Source organism: Paraburkholderia sp. SOS3, assembly GCF_001922345.1.
Lineage (GTDB): Bacteria > Pseudomonadota > Gammaproteobacteria > Burkholderiales > Burkholderiaceae > Paraburkholderia.
Window position 1 is genome coordinate 244,998 of sequence record NZ_CP018812.1, and the last position, 17,636, is coordinate 262,633.

Consider the following 17,636-nt stretch of genomic DNA (forward strand, 5'->3'; position numbering starts at 1 on the left):
AGGAAGACGCGCTGCTCGACGAGATCCTGCCGATGAAGCTAACCTACGGCGCGATCGACGGCAGCGACCGGCTGCGCGCGAACGTCGCATCGCTCTACGACACGCAGCGCGTGCCGAATATCCTGATCACGCACGGTGCGATCAGTGCGAATGCGCTGATCTACGAAACGCTCGTCGAGCCCGGAGACCACGTCATCTCGGTGCTGCCCACCTATCAGCAGCACTATTCGATTCCGGAAAGCTACGGTGCGAACGTCGATATTCTGCGGCTACGCGAAGAAAACGGCTTCCTGCCGGACCTCGACGAACTGAAGCGCCTGGTCACTGCTAAAACGCGCGTGATCGCAATCAACAATCCGAACAACCCGACCGGCTCGCTGATGGACCGCGCGTTTCTCGAACGGCTCGCCGATATCGCGCGCTCATGCGGCGCGTATGTGCTCAACGACGAGGTGTATCGCGGCACCGATCAGCACGGCAACGGCTTCACCGCGTCGATTGCGGACCTCTACGAACAGGGCATCAGCACCGGCAGCATGTCGAAGACATGGTCGCTCGCGGGGCTGCGCGTCGGCTGGTTCGCGCGACTTCTGTGTCGCGCTCGTCGAAAAGACCGGCGTGATGTTCACGCCGGGCAGCGCGCTCGATATCGAAGGTTATGTGCGGATCGGCTATGCGAACAGCACCGATGTGCTGGAGAGGGGACTTGCGAGGGTGTCCGGCTTCATGAAGGATCTTGCGCGCCGTTAGCGGTGCCGTCAGCCGTTAGTGTTGTTCACCCGATCAGGCCCCGCACGCTATGGGTCGCGCTTACGTCGTGTGATCTTTGCGGCGCAGCGCTTCGGGCAAGCCGAACATCAGAATCGCCGCGCATACGAGGCTCATACAGCCGATCACATACAGCGCCGGCGTCGTACTCCCGGTCACGTCGCGAATCCGGCCGACCATCACCGGGCTCACGATACCGCCCAGCTGACCGAGCGTGTTGATCAGCGCGAGGCCGCCCGCGGCGCCGGCGCCGGTCACGAGCTTCGGCGGCAAGGCCCAGAACGCAGGAATCGACGCGACCACGCCGCCGCCCATCACCGCAAGCGCGATCACGAGAAATACGGTCTGCTTGTCGAAGATGCCTGCGGCAAAGAAGCCGACCGTCGCCATCAGCAACAGGCCCGCAACGAACTTGCGGCGTTCGCCGGTCGCATCCGATATGCGTCCGACGATCACCATGCACAGCGCGCCGCAAATATACGGAATCGCGGTCAATAGCCCGATGATGGTCGGGTTATGCGTACCCGCGCTGCGAATCAGTTGCGGCGCCCAGAAGTTGAGCCCGTACGACGCGACCTGGATCAGGAAATAGATAAGGCCGAGCGTCAGAAAGCCGGGCGTGCGGATCGCTTCGCCGAACGACTGGCTGTGATGTTTCTGCTGCGTTTGACCTTCGATCTGACTCGACAGGTAGAGCTTTTCCTGCGGCGTAAGCCAGTTCGCATCTTCGACACGGTCCTTCAGCACTTTCAGCACGAGCAGGCCCAGCACGATGCAAGGCAGGCCGCCGAGCAGAAACAGCCAGTGCCAGCCGCGAATGCCGAACACGCCATCCATATAGCCGAGCACGAGGCCCGACAGCGGTGCGCCAAACAGGCCCGAAAACGCGGAGGCGAGAAACAGCAGCGACGTGATACGGCCGCGGAAGCTCGCCGGGAACCACAGCGTCAGATAGTAGAGCACGCCGGGCGCAAAGCCCGCTTCCATCGCGCCGATCAGAAAGCGCAGACCGTAGAACTGCCATTCGGTTTGCACGAACACCATGGCCGCCGTCGCGAGACCCCACGAGATCATGATGCGCGCGATCCAGCGTCGCGCGCCGACCTTGAAGAGCAGCATATTGCTCGGCACTTCGAAGATCACGTAACCCACGACAAACAGGCTTGCGCCAAGACCGTACGCGGTATTCGAAAAGCCGAGATCGCTCTGCAGCTGGAACTTCGCGAAACTGATGTTGATCCGGTCGAAGAATGCGAACAGATAACAGATCATGATAAGCGGCATGAGCCGCCATGCGACCTTGCGGATCAGCTCAGCCGTGTCTTCAATGCTCGTGGTCGGTTTGTCTGCTGCGACTGCGCCTAGATCGCTCATTCTGCGTCTCCATGCCGGATTTGGCTACCTGCCTTCCGGTCGTCGGTTGTTGTTCGTGGACTGTGTCCCGTTCAATTCGTCAGGGGTTCGAACAGGTATTGCCGTTCGCGTTTTTCTAACACTCGCTACTCACATGCAGACGATGCCGTCCGGCACCGGATGCAGATCCTTGTTGCGGCCGGCCTTGGCCACCTGTCCCGAGGTCTCGTGACCGAGCAGCGCGGGCAGCGCGCGCGACAGCGTGATCAGCTTGTCGAGATCGATACCGTGCGGGATGCCGACTTCCTCGCACATGTTCACGAGGTCTTCGGTGCAGATGTTGCCCGACGCGCCCGGCGCGAACGGGCAGCCGCCAAGGCCGCCGAGCGACGCGTCGAAGCGGCGCGCGCCGGCTTCGTATGCGGCCATCACGTTCGCGAGGCCGAGGCCGCGCGTGTTATGGAAGTGCAGCGTCAGCGCGCTTGCCGGCATGCGCCCGAGCGCGCGTTTGACGATGCGCGCAACCTGGCGCGGATTGGCCATGCCGGTCGTGTCCGCAAGCGTAATTCCCTGAAAACCGAGCGCGAGGTACTTGTCGACGATCGACATCACGAGGTCCTCGTCGATCTTGCCTTCGAACGGACAGCCGAACGTCGTGGCGACCGTGCCGTTCAGCGAGACCGGCGCGCCGCGCGTGAAATCGACGATATCCGCGAATCCCGCAAGCGACTGATCGCGCGTCATCCGCATGTTCGCAAGATTGTGCGTCTGGCTCGCCGACATCACGAGGTTCAGCTCGTTCGCGCGCGATTCGAGCGCGCGCTCCGCGCCGCGCCGGTTCGGGATCAGGGCGACATAAATCACGTCGGGATGGCGGCGGATCCGATGAAACACGGCCTCGCCGTCGCGCAATGCCGGAATCGCTTTCGGCGACACGAACGAACCTGCTTCGATGCGCGAGAAACCGGCCGTCGACAGTGCGTCGATCAGCGCGACCTTGTCGGGCGTATCGACCCACGTCTTTTCGATTTGCAGGCCGTCGCGCGGAGCGACTTCCTGCACGATCAACCTGTCGTATGCGGTGTCGAAGTTCATTGCACTGCTCCTTCGTTACGAAGCCGCTCGATGTCGGCGGGCGCATAGCCGAGTGACGCAAGCACGCCGTCCGTGTGTTCGCCGAGCGTCGGACCGCTCCAGCGCACTTCGCCCGGCGTATCGGACAGTTTCGGCACGATGCCCGGCATCTTCACCGATGCGCCGCCCGGCAGTTGTGCCTGCAGCAACATCTCGCGAGCCTGATAGTGCGGATCGCCAACAATATCCGCAACCGAGTAGATGCGGCCAGCCGGCACTTCGGCGCGCTCGAGCGCGGCCATCACGTCATCGGTCGAATGGTGCGACGTCCATGCAGTGATCGCCGCATCGAGCATCGCGCTTTGGGCGGCGCGGCCGTCGTTGCGCGCAAGCGCCGGATCGTCGGCGAGGTCGGGACGGCCGATGACCTGCATGAGCCGCTTGAAGATCGGATCGCTGTTGCCGGCGATCACGACGTAAGCATTGTCTTCGGTGCGGTACGTGTTCGATGGCGCGATGCCCGGCAGCGCACCGCCGCTGCGCTCGCGCACGTGGCCGAGCAGGTCGTACTCGGGGACGAGGCTTTCCATCAGATTGAACACGCTCTCGACGAGCGATACGTCGACCACCTGACCTTCGCCCTGCCCCGTCTTCACGCGCAGCACCGACATCAGCGCGCCGATCACGCCATGCAACGACGCAAGCGAATCGCCGAGGCTGATGCCGACGCGCGCCGGCGCGCCGTCGGGCTCGCCGGTCGTATAACGGATGCCCCCCATCGATTCGCCGATCGCGCCGAAACCCGGCCGGTCGCGATACGGGCCGGTTTGTCCGTAACCGGAAATACGGACCATCGTCAGTTTCGGATTGATGGCGTGCAAGGTGTCCCAGCCGAGGCCGAGCTTTTCGAGCGCACCGGGACGGAGGTTTTCAACGAGGATGTCGGCGTCGGCAACGAGCCGCTTGACGATATCGGCGCCATCGGCCGATTTCAGATTGACGCAGATGGATTTCTTGTTGCGAGACTGGAGGTACCACCAGAGCGACGTTCCCTCATGGAGCTTGCGCCATTTGCGAAGAGGGTCTCCGCCGTCGGGTGCTTCGATCTTGATCACTTCGGCGCCGAATTCCGCAAGAAGCCGTGCGGCAAACGGCGCGGCGATCAGTGTTCCGATCTCGACGACCCGGATACCCGTAAGAGGGCCACTCATGATGCTGTCTCCTGATGCTTCAAGGCGTTGGAAGACAGCTTAGAAGCCCCACGGATACAGCGTCCAACCTCCATTCACCAATGATATTTCGCGAAACGCGAAAGGTCGTTTTGCCGCCGATTTCAGCGGAAATTCGTTTTGCAGTGCATCAAGCCGCGGTTTCCACCGCCCGCAGGTGGTCGAAAAGCAGCCGCCCGACCGGCGAAAGCGAGCCGGCATCGCGCACGACGATCACCAGACTGCGTTCGGCCCACTCGTCTTCGAGCTTGACGGCCACGAGGCCGAGCGGCCGCCCCATGATCTGAAATACGTTCGATGGCACCAAGCCCACCCCCATATCGGCCTGCACCATCCGGCAGACCGCGTCGAAGCCCGGCACATGAATGCGCAGCCGCAGCGGTTTGCCGGCCTGACGTGCGGCCATATGCGTGCGCGCATTGATGGAGCTGGCCGAATGCAGGCCGACGTGGTCGCTATCGAGCGTTTCCGCGAATGCAATCCGCTCGCGACCCGCCAGCGGATGGTCTTCGCGCATCACGACCACGAGCGAATCGTGCCGGTAGTGCGTGGCCTGCAGGCCGCGCGTGTCGGCCTCGCCCGAACAGATGCCGAGGTCGGCCAGGCTGTCGGCGACGGCCTCGACGACACCGCCGCTCGGCCGCTCTTCAAGGTCGATCTTGATCTGTTCGTTGACAGAGAGGAAACCGCGCAAGTCTTCCGGAAGGAATTCGACGATCGCCGACAGATTGGCCATCATGCGCACATACCCGCGCACACCGGTTGCATGACCTGCGAGTTCGATACCGATATTCTCGACGTCGCGCATCACGCGCCGCGCGTGATGGAGCAGCGTTTCACCCGCCGGCGTCAAGGTCATGCCGCGCGCGGTGCGCTGAAACAGCGTCGCGCCGACGGCCTGTTCGAGTTCGAGCAGCCGTTTGCTGGCAGCCGAGATCGCGATCGCTTCGCGTTCGGCGGCGCGCGTGAGCGTACCTTCTTCGTAAACGGCGATGAATAACTGAAGCGTCGTGAGATCGAGTCGTCTCAGCAGGCTTTTTAAAACCATAGGTGGGGTGCGCAAGGGCGGGAAGTGGGAGCCGGTCCGTATTTTGCCGCGATGCTGCGCGCAGCGCTGGCGAACGGGCAAAACGCGCGATGAATGGCGTTTATCGGCACTTCACACCGTATTTGCGCCGGGGCCGCTTCGCATAATCGCGCCATGCTTCGGCTGACACCAAGGCTCGGTCCGCTCGACGCTCGCCCCTTCAAATCCCTGCCGGCCGCAATGCGCGAACTTCCTCGTTCCTTTCACGCAATGCCTGCATCATTTCGCCGAAGCTTCAGTCGAACGCCGACAGCGAAACCGGATCGCTGGCCGGAAATGTATCCATCAACGCCTGATCCACAAGCCACTCGTGATGTTCGCTCGCGCTGCGTTCCCTCTGTGCGAGTGTCTCTTCGTCAAATTCGAAAACGGGTTTGATATGCTGTCTCATGATGCGCTCCTCGAAAGCATGAAAGGGGTGACGTCACGTTCAGTATTGGCGCGCGGCGCGTCGGCCACAATCGTTATGCACCGTTCAACGCTGCCAGACATACGGCGTCCTCTGCCAATGCGCACAGAGGGCGATCATCCGAGGAGAGCAATGCATGCCGAGCGTCGCGATCGCGATTTTTCCGGGCGTACAGGCCCTCGACGTCGCCGGGCCGGTCGACGTCTTTGCGGAAGCGAACAGGTTTATCGACCGTGCAGAACACTACCGCGTGACGCTGGTCGCCGCCGATGTGGGCACGATGCGCGCGTCGAACGGCATGTCGTTGACCGCCGATGCGACCTTCGATGCAGAGCGGCGCAGCTTCGATCTCGCGCTCGTCGCCGGTGGCCCGGCATTGCCCGAGGCCACACCCGACGAACGGCTGCTCGAGTGGTTGCGTTTTGCGTCGGCACACTGCGGCCGTTATGGGTCGATCTGCACCGGCGCATTCGCGCTCGGCCACGCGGGCCTGCTTGACGAACGCAACGTCACGACGCACTGGCAGCACGCGGCGCAACTCGCCGCGCAGTTTCCGCGCGCGAACGTCGATTTCGACCGTATCTATCTGCGCGACGAACGTCTCGTGACATCGGCGGGCGTCACGGCGGGTATCGATCTCTCGCTCGCCCTCGTTGCCGAAGATCACAGTCCGCAAGTCGCGCTTGCGGTCGCGAAACGGCTGGTCGTGTTCTCGCAGCGCCAGGGCGGGCAATCGCAGTTCAGCCCGTATCTGACGGCACCCGCCGACGATGCTTCGCCGGTCGCGAAAGTGCAGGCGCATGTCATGGCGCACATCAGCAAAAGCTTCACGGTGAAGCAACTCGCAGATGTAGCGGGCATGAGCGCCCGTAATTTCGCGCGCGTATTCGTGCAGGAGACTCACGTCACGCCGCATGAATTCATTGAACGCGCGCGCATGGACGCGGCGCGCAAACTGCTCGAAAGCACCGGGCTCGCCCTGAAGACGATCGCCTACGATTGCGGGTTCGGTACCGCGGACCGCATGCGCATCGTGTTTACAAAGCGTATTGGCGCAACACCGATGCAGTATCGCGAACGGTTCAAGAATACGTAGCGCAGCGCGCCATGAGCCTCTCCCTCGGCGCATGGCGCGGCCAAGGGCAAATACTCAATATCCCGTGAGAAAATAGACTGGAACTCATAACTGTCTTTCTCGGGATCGATACCATGTCCGACGCATCCTCTTCTTCGTCTTCCATCTGTGCGGTCGTCACGGGACACACTCGCGGTTTCGGCGCAGCGCTCGCCGAAACCTTGCTCGCACGCGGCATTTCGGTGCTCGGGTTGTCCCGCAACCGGCATGCGACGCTCGCCTCGCGCGGCGACGCCGCATTCGAGCAAGTTGAACTGGATCTGTCGAGCATCGAGGAAATCGCGCAGTGGCTTGGCGGCGGTCAACTGCCACGCTTTATCGGCAATTCAGAACGCGTATTGCTGTTCAATAACGCCGGGACCGTGCAGCCGATCGGTCCGCTCGAGGTGCAGGATCCTTCCGCCGTTGCGCAATCGGTCGTGCTGAACGTCGCTGCGCCGTTGATGCTGTCTGCTGCTCTTGCCGCCGCCAGCACCGGCGCGGCAGACCGGCGCATCGCGCATATCTCGAGCGGAGCGGCACGTAACGCGTACGCGGGCTGGAGCGTGTATTGCGCAACGAAGGCCGCCCTCGATCACCACGCGCGTTCGGTCGCGCTTGATTCGAATCGCGCCTTGCGCATCTGCAGCATCGCGCCGGGCACGCTCGACACAGACATGCAGGCGGAACTTCGCGACTCGACTGACGAGCGCTTCCCGATGCGCGGCCGCTTCGTCGAATACAAGCGCACCGGCAAGCTCGCCACGCCGCACGATGCCGCGGTCAAAATGATCGACTTTGTGTTGAGCGATGCATTCGGCACGACCCCGACCGCCGATCTGCGCGAATTGCCGTAACGCGGCGCCGTATCGGCGTTTCAATCAGCGCATAGGGATCAAATATTTTTAATCGGCTACGCAGTAGCCGATTTTTTTATCGCCAACCCTCTGACATTTTTTTTATCGGCCATCCGTTGTAGCGTGACCAGACAAACTCCTGATTAGACGAGGTTTCTGGCAACTATGTCAGTGCTACTGATTGCACGGTACATAAGTGCACTCGAAGCGGCACGATCTCGGCACAACTGACCGATCTATGGAACAAGTGCGAGAAAAGCGGTATGAAGTACTGGACGGACTGCGAGGGGTCGCTGCGATCAGCGTCATGCTGATGCATTACTCGGAGAACACCGCGCACCCGCTATTCAAGACTGCGGACATCGCGGTCGATCTCTTTTTTATCCTGAGCGGCTTTGTATTGATGCACTCGTACAGGAAAAAACTCCTGTTCGGCCTGAGCGCCCGTGAGTACATCAAAAAGCGCATCATCCGGCTCTATCCGATGTTCGCCATTTCAATGGCGATCGGCATTCCTGCGCTATTGATAGCCGCGGCAGCCGGACTCGCCGATTATCCGATACGCGCGATGATTGTCGCGTCGCTGAACAACTTGCTATTTATGCCCTACCTCGGCGATCACGGAGTCGGAAATTTCGTCGGTGCCACTGCACATTTTCCCGTCGAAAAATTCACCGTCGGAGAAATCTTTCCGGCCAATCCGTCCGCATGGTCGCTGTTCTTCGAAATGGTTGCGAGCGTCGCCCTGCTGGTACTGGTCCGCCTGCAAAAACGCGACCTGATCAGAATCATCGCCGGGAGCGCATTTCTGTTGCTGGCGACCGGCGCGTTGCTAGGCTGGGAGCACAAGGGTGCGGTGCCCATATTCTTCGGCGCAGGCTGGGGAACGCACAACTTTTTCGTCGGCTTCATTCGCGTGGCGTATGGATTCACAATGGGCGTGCTCGTCTACCTGCTGCATGAGAAGCCGTTGCCGCGGCGCTTCGGCGGTGTGCTATCGGGCATCGTTCGGAACGACATCGCGCTTTACGCGCTATTGGCGGTGATCGTTGCCTGTCCGTTCGGCGTCAAGGGCCTCTTCCCGATGGCAGTGATCTTCGCTGTCGCGCCGCTAATGGTCTATCGTGGTGCGAGTATCGCGCCGAGCGGGCGCATCGGTGCGCAGTTTGCACACTTCCTCGGCTGGCTGTCGTATCCAGTCTACTGCCTGCATTTCCCGATCGGCCGGCTCGTCTTTATCTACCTCCCTCAGAGCGAGCAGCATCCGGTCGAGACGATCGCGATATCGGTTGCACTGACCATCGCGGTCTCGGTGGTCGCGACGAAGCTGATCGAAGAGCCCGTGCGCGCGTATTTGACGAAGAAGTTCGCGTCGAGAAAGCGCGAGAGCCTGAAAAAGGCCGGCTCTGTTGTTTGACGACAATGTCCAGCGATCACGGGCAGTGACCCGCAGTGATCCGCAGCGACCACACTGCACTTCCCGAAAACCCTCACCTTTTCAGGCGCTCACGGCCGTCGCTTCACATCGATCGAGAAAAATATCCGTTAAAACGCGACACTTTCTCTACGCCCAAACAAAAAGCGAGCGCCCAAGGCACTCGCTCCCGAAAAACCTCACCTTGATTCGAAGCGCACCCAACATCGGTGCGGCAGCTTCAAGGCCAATGTGCGACGCGGGTCAAACCTTCCGGCGGCTGCGGCGGAACTGGTCGAACAGCACGGCGAGCAGCAGAATGCCGCCGCGAATCAGATACTGATAGAACGTCGGCACGTTCAGGAGACTCATCGCGTCCTGCACCGAGCCCATGATCAGCACGCCGACGAGCACGCCCGAGATCGTCGCGACACCACCCGTCAGCGAAACGCCGCCGAGCACGCACGCCGAAATCACGCCGAGTTCGAGGCCCACCGACGTCTTCGGATCGCCAAGGCTCATCCGCGATGCGAGCATCACGCCGGCAAAACCGGTGACAAGCCCCTGCAGCACGAACACGGTGATCTTGATACGCGTCACCGGCAAACCGGCGAGCAGCGCCGCTTCGCCATTGCCGCCGACCGCGAGCACGTTCTTGCCGAACACGGTCTTGCGCAGCAGGAAGCCGAACAGCACGAAGCCGACGATATTGCTCCAGATCGGATATGAAATGCCAAGGAACGAACCGCCGCCGAGATCGAAGAAGCGCTCTTCGGAGATCATCACCGCATCGCCGTTCGACGTGATGTACGCAAGGCCGCGCACGACTTCCATCATCGCGAGTGTGACGATCAGCGAGTTGATCTTGTAGCGCGCAACCAGCACGCCGTTCACGAGCCCGACCGCGCCGCCCGCGAGCACGCCGCCGGCGACACCGAACAGCACACTATGCGTAGCCGTAATCAACGTCGACGCGACCACACCCGAAAACGCGACGATCGACGCGACAGATAGATCCACCTCGCCGAGCGCGAGCACGAACATCATCGTTACCGAGATCGAGCCGATCAGCGTAACCGACAGCAACAGGCCCTGCATGTTGCGGCTCGTCAGGAAGTCGGGCACGGTCAGCGAGAGCACGGCGAACAGGATGATGAACACCATCACGATGCCGGACTTGTTGATCAGATCCCACATGCGCGCGGCGTGCGACGACGCGCCGGGCTGCGCGGCACGGGTAGCTTGGGTAGTCGGAGTTTGCATGGTCATCTTCATCCAGTGGCGCGCTAGCCCGCACGCCGTTGCTTTCGGCGGCTCAATGCGGCAGAGCCAGTTTGATCAATTGGTCAGGGGTGGCCTGCGCCTTCGGCAGATCGCCGACAACGCGCCCTTCTTTCATTACCAGCACGCGATCGGCAATGCCGATCACCTCGGCGAGATCGCTCGACACGACGACCACCGTGCGTCCCGCTTCGGCGAGCTCGTACAGCAGTTCGTAGATTTCGGAACGCGCGCCGACGTCGATGCCGCGTGTCGGCTCGTCGAGCAGGAAGATGTCGATGCGCTCGGCAAGCCAGCGCGACAGAATCACCTTCTGCTGATTGCCGCCCGACAACGTGCCGATCGCCGTCTCGGTGTTGCGTGTCTTGATCGACAGCTTGTCGATATATTCGCGCGCGAGGTCGCGTTCGCGCTTGCCGTTCAGCAGAAAGCGCGCCGCGCTGAAGTGACGCCGCGCGCTGATGTTCAGATTGTCGGCCACCGACGCGATCGCGACGATGCCTTCCTGCTTGCGGTCTTCGGGGCACAGCGCAATACCGGCGCGCACCGCGTCGCGCGGCGTCGCGAACGCCATGCGCTGGCCATTCAGCTCGATATGGCCCGCGGTCGGCGCAACGGCGCCGTAGATCAGCTTCATGAGCTCGGAGCGACCCGCGCCCACGAGCCCGAAGAAGCCGACGATCTCGCCCTTCCTCGCGGCAAACGACACCGGTTCCGACAGCCCCGGCCCAAGCAGCCCCTTCACTTCGAGCTGCACCGCGCCGGTCTCGCGGGCACGGTACCCATAGACGTCCCGAATCGACCGGCCGACCATGCAACTGATCAGCCGGTCGCGGTCGAGGTCTGCAACCGATTCGAACGTTTCGATGCGACGCCCGTCACGGAACACCGTGACGCGGTCGCACAGTTCGTAGACTTCATCCATCCGGTGCGTGACGTAGATCACCGCGCGACCTTGCGCACGCAACGCGTTGATGATCCGAAAAAGATTCTCCGTTTCTCTGGCGGACAGCGAACTCGTCGGCTCGTCGAACGCAATGACGCGCGCGTCGCGCATCAGCGCCTTGCCGATCTCGATCATCTGCCGCTGCCCGATCGACAGGCGTTTGACCTGCGTGTTCGGGTCGATCGATTCGCCGAGACGCTCGAGCTCGTCGACGGCGCGCTTGACCAGTGCCCTTTCGTCGAGCACGCCGAAGCGGTTCGGCAATTGCCCGAGCATCAGGTTTTCCGCAACCGTCAGCTCAGGAACGAGATGCAACTCCTGGTAGATGATCGCGATGCCGGCCTCGATCGCCGCTTTCGTCGTCGTGAACTTGTGCTCGACGCCCGCGAGGCGCAGCGCGCCCGACGCGGGTTGATTCACGCCCGACAGCACTTTCAGCAGCGTCGATTTGCCCGCGCCGTTCTCGCCCATCAGGCCGTGCACCTCGCCGCTGCGCACCTGGAACGACACGTTGTCGAGCGCGAGCACGCCCGGGAAACTCACGGAAATTCCGTCGAGCTCCAGATACGTGCCGCCGTCGGCGCGCGGCCGCCCTTGCTGCGTAGCGGCGCTTGTTTCAGCATTGACCGTCATCGTTGATGTTTCCGTTATTGCATCCCGCAAACCTGCAACTGCGCGTTACACCAGGCCGAGCCGTGCGCAAAGGCCTCCCGGTGGTCCGGGTGGCCCGGCCTCCCGAAACTCGCCCTGCCTTAAATCCCGAGTTCCGTGCGCACGTCCTTCCAGTTATCGCGCGTCATCAGCTTGCCGGTGGTCTGCGTGTCAGCCGGCGGTTGCTTGCCCGTCTTGATCCAGTCGACGAGGTTCTGCGCGCTTTGCTTGCCGTGATTCGTCGAGCTCACTGCGATCGTGCCGTAGAAGCCCGTCGGTTCCTTCTTCTGGAACTCGGCGAACGCCTCGCCCGCACCGTTGATGCCGACGCCGATCACGTCCGAACCCGGGATATGCACCTGCTCGGTCGCGCGCACGCCGCCCAGCACCGTCTCTTCGTTCAGCGCGAAGATCACCCACTTCTTGATGTTCGGGTGCTTCGACAGAACCGGCGATGCCGCGTTGAAGCCGCCTTCGTCGTCGGTCGTCTTCTGCGGCGCGTCGAAGATGTTGTCCTTCTTGAAGCCGTTGGCGAGCAGCGTTTCGGTCGCGCCGTCGGTGCGCAACTTCGCGGTCGGCAGTTCGTAGTCGGTGATGCGGATCGCGCCGACTTCTTCCGGCTTCCAGCCGCGCTTCTTCATTTCGTCGCTGATCGCCTGGCCAACCTGATTGCCGATCTTGAACGCCGACATGCCGAGGTGCGGCACGCCCGCGAGCGGCTTGCCGGACGAATCGACGAGCTGGTCGTCGACGGTCACGAACTTCATGTTGTAGCGCTTTGCGCGCGCCTGAATCGCCGGTCCGAGACGCACGTCCGGCGGGCAGATCACGAAGCCCTGCGCGCCTTGCGCGCCGAGGTTGTCGATCGCGGCGAGCACTTTCTCGCCGTCAGGCGTGCCGATGTTCACCACCGAGAAGCCTTCCTTCTGGCCAAGCGCGGTCGCTGCCTTTTCCTCGTTGATGAACCACGCCTGCTCCGGCATCTTCACGAGCACGCCGATCTTCAGCGGTGCGTCGGCGTGGGCGGACAGGGGCAGTGCGAACGGCGCCGCGCACAGGGCGGCCACGAGCGCGGACAGCGTCAGGCGGCGAATCGGGTTGGTCATGCGTGTCTCCTTTTGAGTCGTTGAACCGTAGGTGCGGTTGAATACGTTGATTGCTCTGGTTGCTCTGGTTGCGTTTGTTACTTCAAGTGCGCTTCCTGTTGCTTCGGACGCGCTGGTTACTTCAATTGCGGCTTGTTTGCGCACGTCGTTGCCCTCGGTGCACGCAGCGCCGCTTTTCTCCCGTTGCCTGGCTTTTTCCTGCTCAGTCCTCGAAAGGCTCGACTGCATGGTGGCTGCCGAGCAGGAATGCATCAGCCACGAGGCGCAGTGGACGCACGTCGACGTCCTGCTCGCCGTGATCGATGAGCCACTGGAAACGCTCGTACAGCGCCGGATATTCGCGTTCCGCCGCGAGATCGACGGGCTTGCCCGCGATCGACAGACGCTTGCCGCCTTCCGTGAGGAACAGCGTGCCGTCGGTCGTCGCGACTTCGATTTCCCATTGCTCGACCGGGCCATAGCGCCAGTCGAACGACGCATGCACAGGCACGCCCGCTTCGTCGACGAAATCGAGTTCGGCAGCGATCGGCGTCTGACGGTTCGACGGCACATGAAGCTGCGCAGACTTCAGGATCACTTCGCGCGGCAGCATGCGCGTGACGATCGACAGCGCGTTGATGCCCGGATCGAACACGCCGAGACCGCCCGGCGTCCAGATCCACTCCTGGCCCGGGTGCCAGCGTCGCACGTCTTCTTTCCAGCGCACATGAACCGATTGAATCGCGCGCTGCGCAAGCCATTCACGCGCCACTTCGACGGCCGGCGAATAGCGCGAATGCCAGGTCGCGAAGAGCGTGCGGCCCGCCGCGCGCGCCATCTCGCGCAGCACTTCGACTTCGTGCACGCTCGCGCCGGGCGGCTTTTCGAGCATCACATGCTTGCCGGCCGCGAGCGCGGCGCGTGCCTGATCGAAGCGCACATGCGGCGTCGCGCACAGCGAAATCGCATCGAGATCGGGCTCGCCCTGCAGCAGCGCGTCGATGGTCGGATAGTTGCGCACGCCTTCGACTGTCGCATTGCGGCTCGCGCACGCAACGAGTTCGAAGCGCTCGAGCCCCGCGATGGCGGGCAGATGCTGGTCACGCGCGATCTTGCCGACGCCGACGATACCGATCGAAAGTTTTCTGTTCATACTGCTGCTTTATTGCTGCTGTTTTAACGGTTACGTGCTGATTGACTGCACTCGGCATCCGCGCCGGGTGTCCCGCTTGCCGCGCGTTTCAATGACCCCAGCGCAGCGCGAGCGGATTCGCTTCGCGCGCGAGTTCGAGCAGTTCTGCGCGCGTCGCACCCGACAGCGCTTCGAGCGGATGACGCACCGCATCGCTCCTGATCACGCCGCCTTCCATCATGACGGTTTTGGTCGCACGCAACCCGCACTGGCGGTTTTCGTAGTTGATGAGCGGCAGGATGCGTGCGTAGCCGGCGCGCGCCTCGTCGCGGCGCCCGGCGCGGAACGCGTCGAACACAGGACGGATCAGGTCCGGCAGCAGCGCGCTCGACATCGTGCCGGTCGCGCCGGCGTCGAGGTCGGGCATCAGCGTGATCGCTTCCTCGCCGTCGAACGGCCCTTCGATTGCGTCGCCGCCGGCGGCGATCAGCGCGCGCAGCTTCGCGGCCGCGCCCGGCACTTCGATCTTGAAGTAGCGCACGAGCGGCAACTCTTTGGCGACACGGACCAGGAACGGCACCGACAGCGCAACGCCGGAAAGCGGCGCATCCTGAATCATGACGGGCACGCCCGCCGCATCGGCAATGCGCGCGAAGTGCTCGAACATGGCGTTTTCGTCTACACGCAGCGAAGCGCCGTGATACGGCGGCATCACCATGATGATGCTCGCGCCGGCCGCGACAGCGCGCCGCGCGCGCTCGCTGGCGATCTGCGTGCTGAAGTGACTGCAGGTCGCCATCACGGGAACGCGGCCAGCCGTATGCGAGAGACACAGATCGACGAGCGTGTCGCGCTCCGCATCGGTCAGCACGAATTGCTCCGAGTAGTTCGCGAGAATGCAGATGCCGTCGACCTTCTGATCGACCATGCAATCGATCACGCGCCGCTGGCCGTCGAGGTCGAGTTCGCCCGACGCAGTAAACGGTGTCGGCGCGACGGGGAAAAGACCGGAGAAGCGAGGCGAGTTGACCACTATTTGAGACTCCTGTTGTTCTGCCGTGCGCAACGGGTAAAACCCGGGCGCAATCTTGAATTAGCCAAACTATATGCGCGAGCGATCCGTCTAGTGATTAGTGTTTTCCCCCATTCTCGCAGCATAAAAAGTCATTCTATTTGTCTTCCAGTGAGAGTAAATTCCCGATATGCGGGCACGTAATACTGGTGTCACTGACAAACGCGCTCCAGAATTCGACGCGCGCCGTCGCAACCAAAAGTCTAGCTACAACAAGGCTTGGCACCGACACGCGGCATCGCATATAGTCTTACTATATTGAACAAAATCGATCGAGACAACATGACTGATCAACCCCGCAAGCTCCGCTCGGCCCAGTGGTTCGGCACCGCCGACAAGAACGGCTTCATGTATCGCAGCTGGATGAAGAACCAGGGCATTCCGGATCACGAATTCAACGGTAAGCCGATCATCGGCATTTGCAATACGTTCTCGGAGCTGACGCCTTGCAATGCGCATTTCCGTAAGCTCGCCGAACACGTGAAGCGCGGCGTGTTCGAAGCGGGCGGCTTCCCCGTCGAGTTCCCGGTATTTTCGAATGGCGAGTCGAATCTGCGGCCCACCGCGATGTTCACGCGCAACCTCGCGAGCATGGACGTCGAGGAATCGATTCGCGGCAATCCGATCGATGCGGTCGTGCTGCTCGCCGGCTGCGACAAAACCACGCCCGCGCTGCTGATGGGCGCGGCAAGCTGCGATGTGCCGGCCATTCTCGTGACCGGCGGCCCGATGCTGAACGGCAAGCATCATGGCCGCGATATCGGGTCGGGCACCGTCGTCTGGCAGTTGTCCGAACAGGTCAAGGCCGGCAAGATTTCGATTCACGAGTTCATGTCGGCCGAAGCGGGCATGTCGCGTTCGGCAGGCACCTGCAACACCATGGGCACCGCATCGACGATGGCGTGCATGGCCGAAGCGCTCGGCGTGACGCTGCCGCACAACGCGGCGATTCCCGCGGTCGACGCGCGCCGCTATGTGCTTGCGCATATGTCCGGCATGCGTATTGTCGAGATGGCGCTGCAAGACTTGCGGCTGTCGAAGCTGCTCACGCGCGAAGCATTCGAAAACGCGATCCGCGCGAACGCGGCGATCGGCGGCTCGACCAATGCAGCGATTCACCTGAAGGCGATCGCCGGCCGCATCGGCGTGGACCTTTCGCTCGACGACTGGACGCGCATCGGCCGCGGCACGCCGACCGTCGTCGACCTGCAGCCGTCGGGCCGCTTCCTGATGGAAGAGTTCTATTACGCGGGCGGCCTGCCCGCGGTGCTGCGCCGCCTCGGCGAAGCGGGCCTGCTGCCGCACCCGGATGCCCTGACGGCGAACGGCCACTCGCTGTGGGACAACGTGAAGGACGCGCCGAACTATAACGACGAAGTGATTCGCCCGCTCGACAAGCCGCTCGTCGCCGACGGCGGTCTGTGCGTGCTGCGCGGCAACCTCGCGCCGAACGGCGCGGTGCTGAAGCCGTCGGCGGCTACACCCGCGCTGCTCAAGCACCGCGGCCGCGCGGTCGTGTTCGAGAACTTCGACGACTACAAAAAACGCATCGTCGACCCCGAGCTCGACGTCACCGCCGATTCGGTGCTGGTCATGAAGAACTGCGGTCCGAAGGGCTATCCGGGCATGGCCGAAGTCGGCAACATGGGCCTGCCGCCGAAGCTGCTCGCGCAAGGCGTGACCGACATGGTGCGCGTCTCCGACGCGCGCATGAGCGGCACCGCGTACGGCACCGTCGTGCTGCACGTCGCGCCCGAGGCGCGCGCGGGCGGCCCGCTTGCGGTCGTGCGCGACGGCGACTGGATCGAACTCGACTGCGAGGCCGGCAAGCTGCGCGTCGATATCGACGAAAAGGAAATGGTCGCGCGCCTTGCCGAATGGAAGGAAATGCAAAAGCCGAACCCGAAGGATGCGACCGGCTACCGGAACCTGTATATCGAGCACGTGCTGCAAGCCGACGAAGGCTGCGACTTCGACTTCCTCGTCGGTTGCCGCGGTGCGGAAGTGCCGTCGCACTCGCACTGACGATCGGCCTGTGAGGCGCGAATAAGGGCTGTCGAGGCCCTTGCGCGCCTGCTCTTTCTCCGCTTTCCCTGCTCGCCAGAAGCCGGCGTGATGGTTGCGCCGGCAACCACATTTGCCGCGACACGCCAGCCGCGATGTG

At 62.6% G+C, this 17,636-nt stretch carries 14 protein-coding genes and 1 pseudogene; 5 read left to right on the forward strand and 10 right to left on the reverse strand.

Features of this window, described 5'->3' with window-relative positions; genetic code table 11:
- Positions 1-32: 32 nt before the first annotated feature.
- Positions 33-524: pseudogene (locus BTO02_RS35200) on the forward strand (aminotransferase class I/II-fold pyridoxal phosphate-dependent enzyme); the annotation flags it as partial.
- Positions 525-810: 286 nt separating this feature from the next.
- On the opposite strand, the gene BTO02_RS21155 reads toward BTO02_RS35200, so the two are convergent.
- From BTO02_RS21155 to BTO02_RS34835, 5 genes are all read right to left on the reverse strand, one after another.
- Positions 811-2,142 (reverse strand): MFS transporter, encoded by a 1,332-nt coding sequence (locus BTO02_RS21155; protein WP_075159219.1) that lies wholly within the window; start codon positions 2,140-2,142, stop codon positions 811-813.
- Positions 2,143-2,271: 129 nt separating this feature from the next.
- The gene (locus BTO02_RS21160; protein ID WP_075159220.1) at positions 2,272-3,216 is read right to left on the reverse strand and encodes a hydroxymethylglutaryl-CoA lyase; all 945 of its coding nucleotides are present in this window, start codon (positions 3,214-3,216) and stop codon (positions 2,272-2,274) included.
- Positions 3,213-4,406, reverse strand: coding sequence for a CaiB/BaiF CoA transferase family protein (locus BTO02_RS21165; RefSeq protein WP_075159221.1), 1,194 nt, complete (start codon positions 4,404-4,406; stop codon positions 3,213-3,215). The genes BTO02_RS21160 and BTO02_RS21165 overlap by 4 nt, the downstream gene beginning before the upstream one ends.
- A 148-nt stretch (positions 4,407-4,554) precedes the next feature.
- Positions 4,555-5,472 (reverse strand): LysR family transcriptional regulator, encoded by a 918-nt coding sequence (locus BTO02_RS21170; RefSeq protein ID WP_075159222.1) that lies wholly within the window; start codon positions 5,470-5,472, stop codon positions 4,555-4,557.
- Positions 5,473-5,746: 274 nt separating this feature from the next.
- Positions 5,747-5,902 (reverse strand): hypothetical protein, encoded by a 156-nt coding sequence (locus BTO02_RS34835; RefSeq protein ID WP_198039301.1) that lies wholly within the window; start codon positions 5,900-5,902, stop codon positions 5,747-5,749.
- 154 nt (positions 5,903-6,056) lie between these two features.
- On the opposite strand from BTO02_RS34835, the gene BTO02_RS21175 reads away from it, so the two are divergent.
- The 3 genes from BTO02_RS21175 (at position 6,057) to BTO02_RS21185 (ending at position 9,308) form a co-directional block, all read left to right on the forward strand.
- On the forward strand, positions 6,057-7,016 hold the full coding sequence (locus tag BTO02_RS21175; RefSeq protein ID WP_075159223.1) for a GlxA family transcriptional regulator: 960 nt from the start codon (positions 6,057-6,059) through the stop codon (positions 7,014-7,016).
- Positions 7,017-7,129: 113 nt separating this feature from the next.
- Positions 7,130-7,891: an SDR family oxidoreductase gene (locus BTO02_RS21180; RefSeq protein WP_075159224.1), complete on the forward strand. Its 762-nt coding sequence runs from the start codon at positions 7,130-7,132 to the stop codon at positions 7,889-7,891.
- Positions 7,892-8,129: 238 nt separating this feature from the next.
- Complete coding sequence (locus BTO02_RS21185; RefSeq protein ID WP_075159225.1) at positions 8,130-9,308, forward strand: acyltransferase family protein; 1,179 nt, start codon at positions 8,130-8,132, stop codon at positions 9,306-9,308.
- A gap of 261 nt (positions 9,309-9,569) precedes the next feature.
- Here the strand turns inward: BTO02_RS21185 and araH are convergent, their stop codons facing one another.
- The 5 genes from araH to BTO02_RS21210 all read right to left on the reverse strand — a co-directional run bounded on the left by araH (position 9,570) and on the right by BTO02_RS21210 (position 15,433).
- Entirely contained in the window at positions 9,570-10,568 is a 999-nt protein-coding gene (gene araH, locus BTO02_RS21190) for an L-arabinose ABC transporter permease AraH (protein WP_075161246.1), read from the reverse strand.
- A 52-nt stretch (positions 10,569-10,620) separates the two neighbouring features.
- Positions 10,621-12,165 carry an L-arabinose ABC transporter ATP-binding protein AraG gene (araG, locus tag BTO02_RS21195; RefSeq protein ID WP_075159226.1) on the reverse strand — a complete coding sequence of 515 codons (1,545 nt, stop codon included), beginning with the start codon at positions 12,163-12,165 and terminating at the stop codon, positions 10,621-10,623.
- Between the two features lie 119 nt (positions 12,166-12,284).
- A complete protein-coding gene (locus tag BTO02_RS21200) occupies positions 12,285-13,289 on the reverse strand; it encodes an arabinose ABC transporter substrate-binding protein (RefSeq protein ID WP_075159227.1) in 1,005 nt (334 codons plus the stop codon).
- Positions 13,290-13,491: 202 nt separating this feature from the next.
- The gene (locus tag BTO02_RS21205) at positions 13,492-14,421 is read right to left on the reverse strand and encodes a Gfo/Idh/MocA family protein (protein WP_075159228.1); all 930 of its coding nucleotides are present in this window, start codon (positions 14,419-14,421) and stop codon (positions 13,492-13,494) included.
- A gap of 88 nt (positions 14,422-14,509) precedes the next feature.
- Positions 14,510-15,433: a dihydrodipicolinate synthase family protein gene (locus BTO02_RS21210; RefSeq protein ID WP_075159229.1), complete on the reverse strand. Its 924-nt coding sequence runs from the start codon at positions 15,431-15,433 to the stop codon at positions 14,510-14,512.
- A 321-nt stretch (positions 15,434-15,754) separates the two neighbouring features.
- Between BTO02_RS21210 and BTO02_RS21215 the strand changes: the two genes are divergently transcribed.
- Positions 15,755-17,497 carry an IlvD/Edd family dehydratase gene (locus tag BTO02_RS21215; protein ID WP_075161247.1) on the forward strand — a complete coding sequence of 581 codons (1,743 nt, stop codon included), beginning with the start codon at positions 15,755-15,757 and terminating at the stop codon, positions 17,495-17,497.
- Positions 17,498-17,636: the final 139 nt, after the last annotated feature.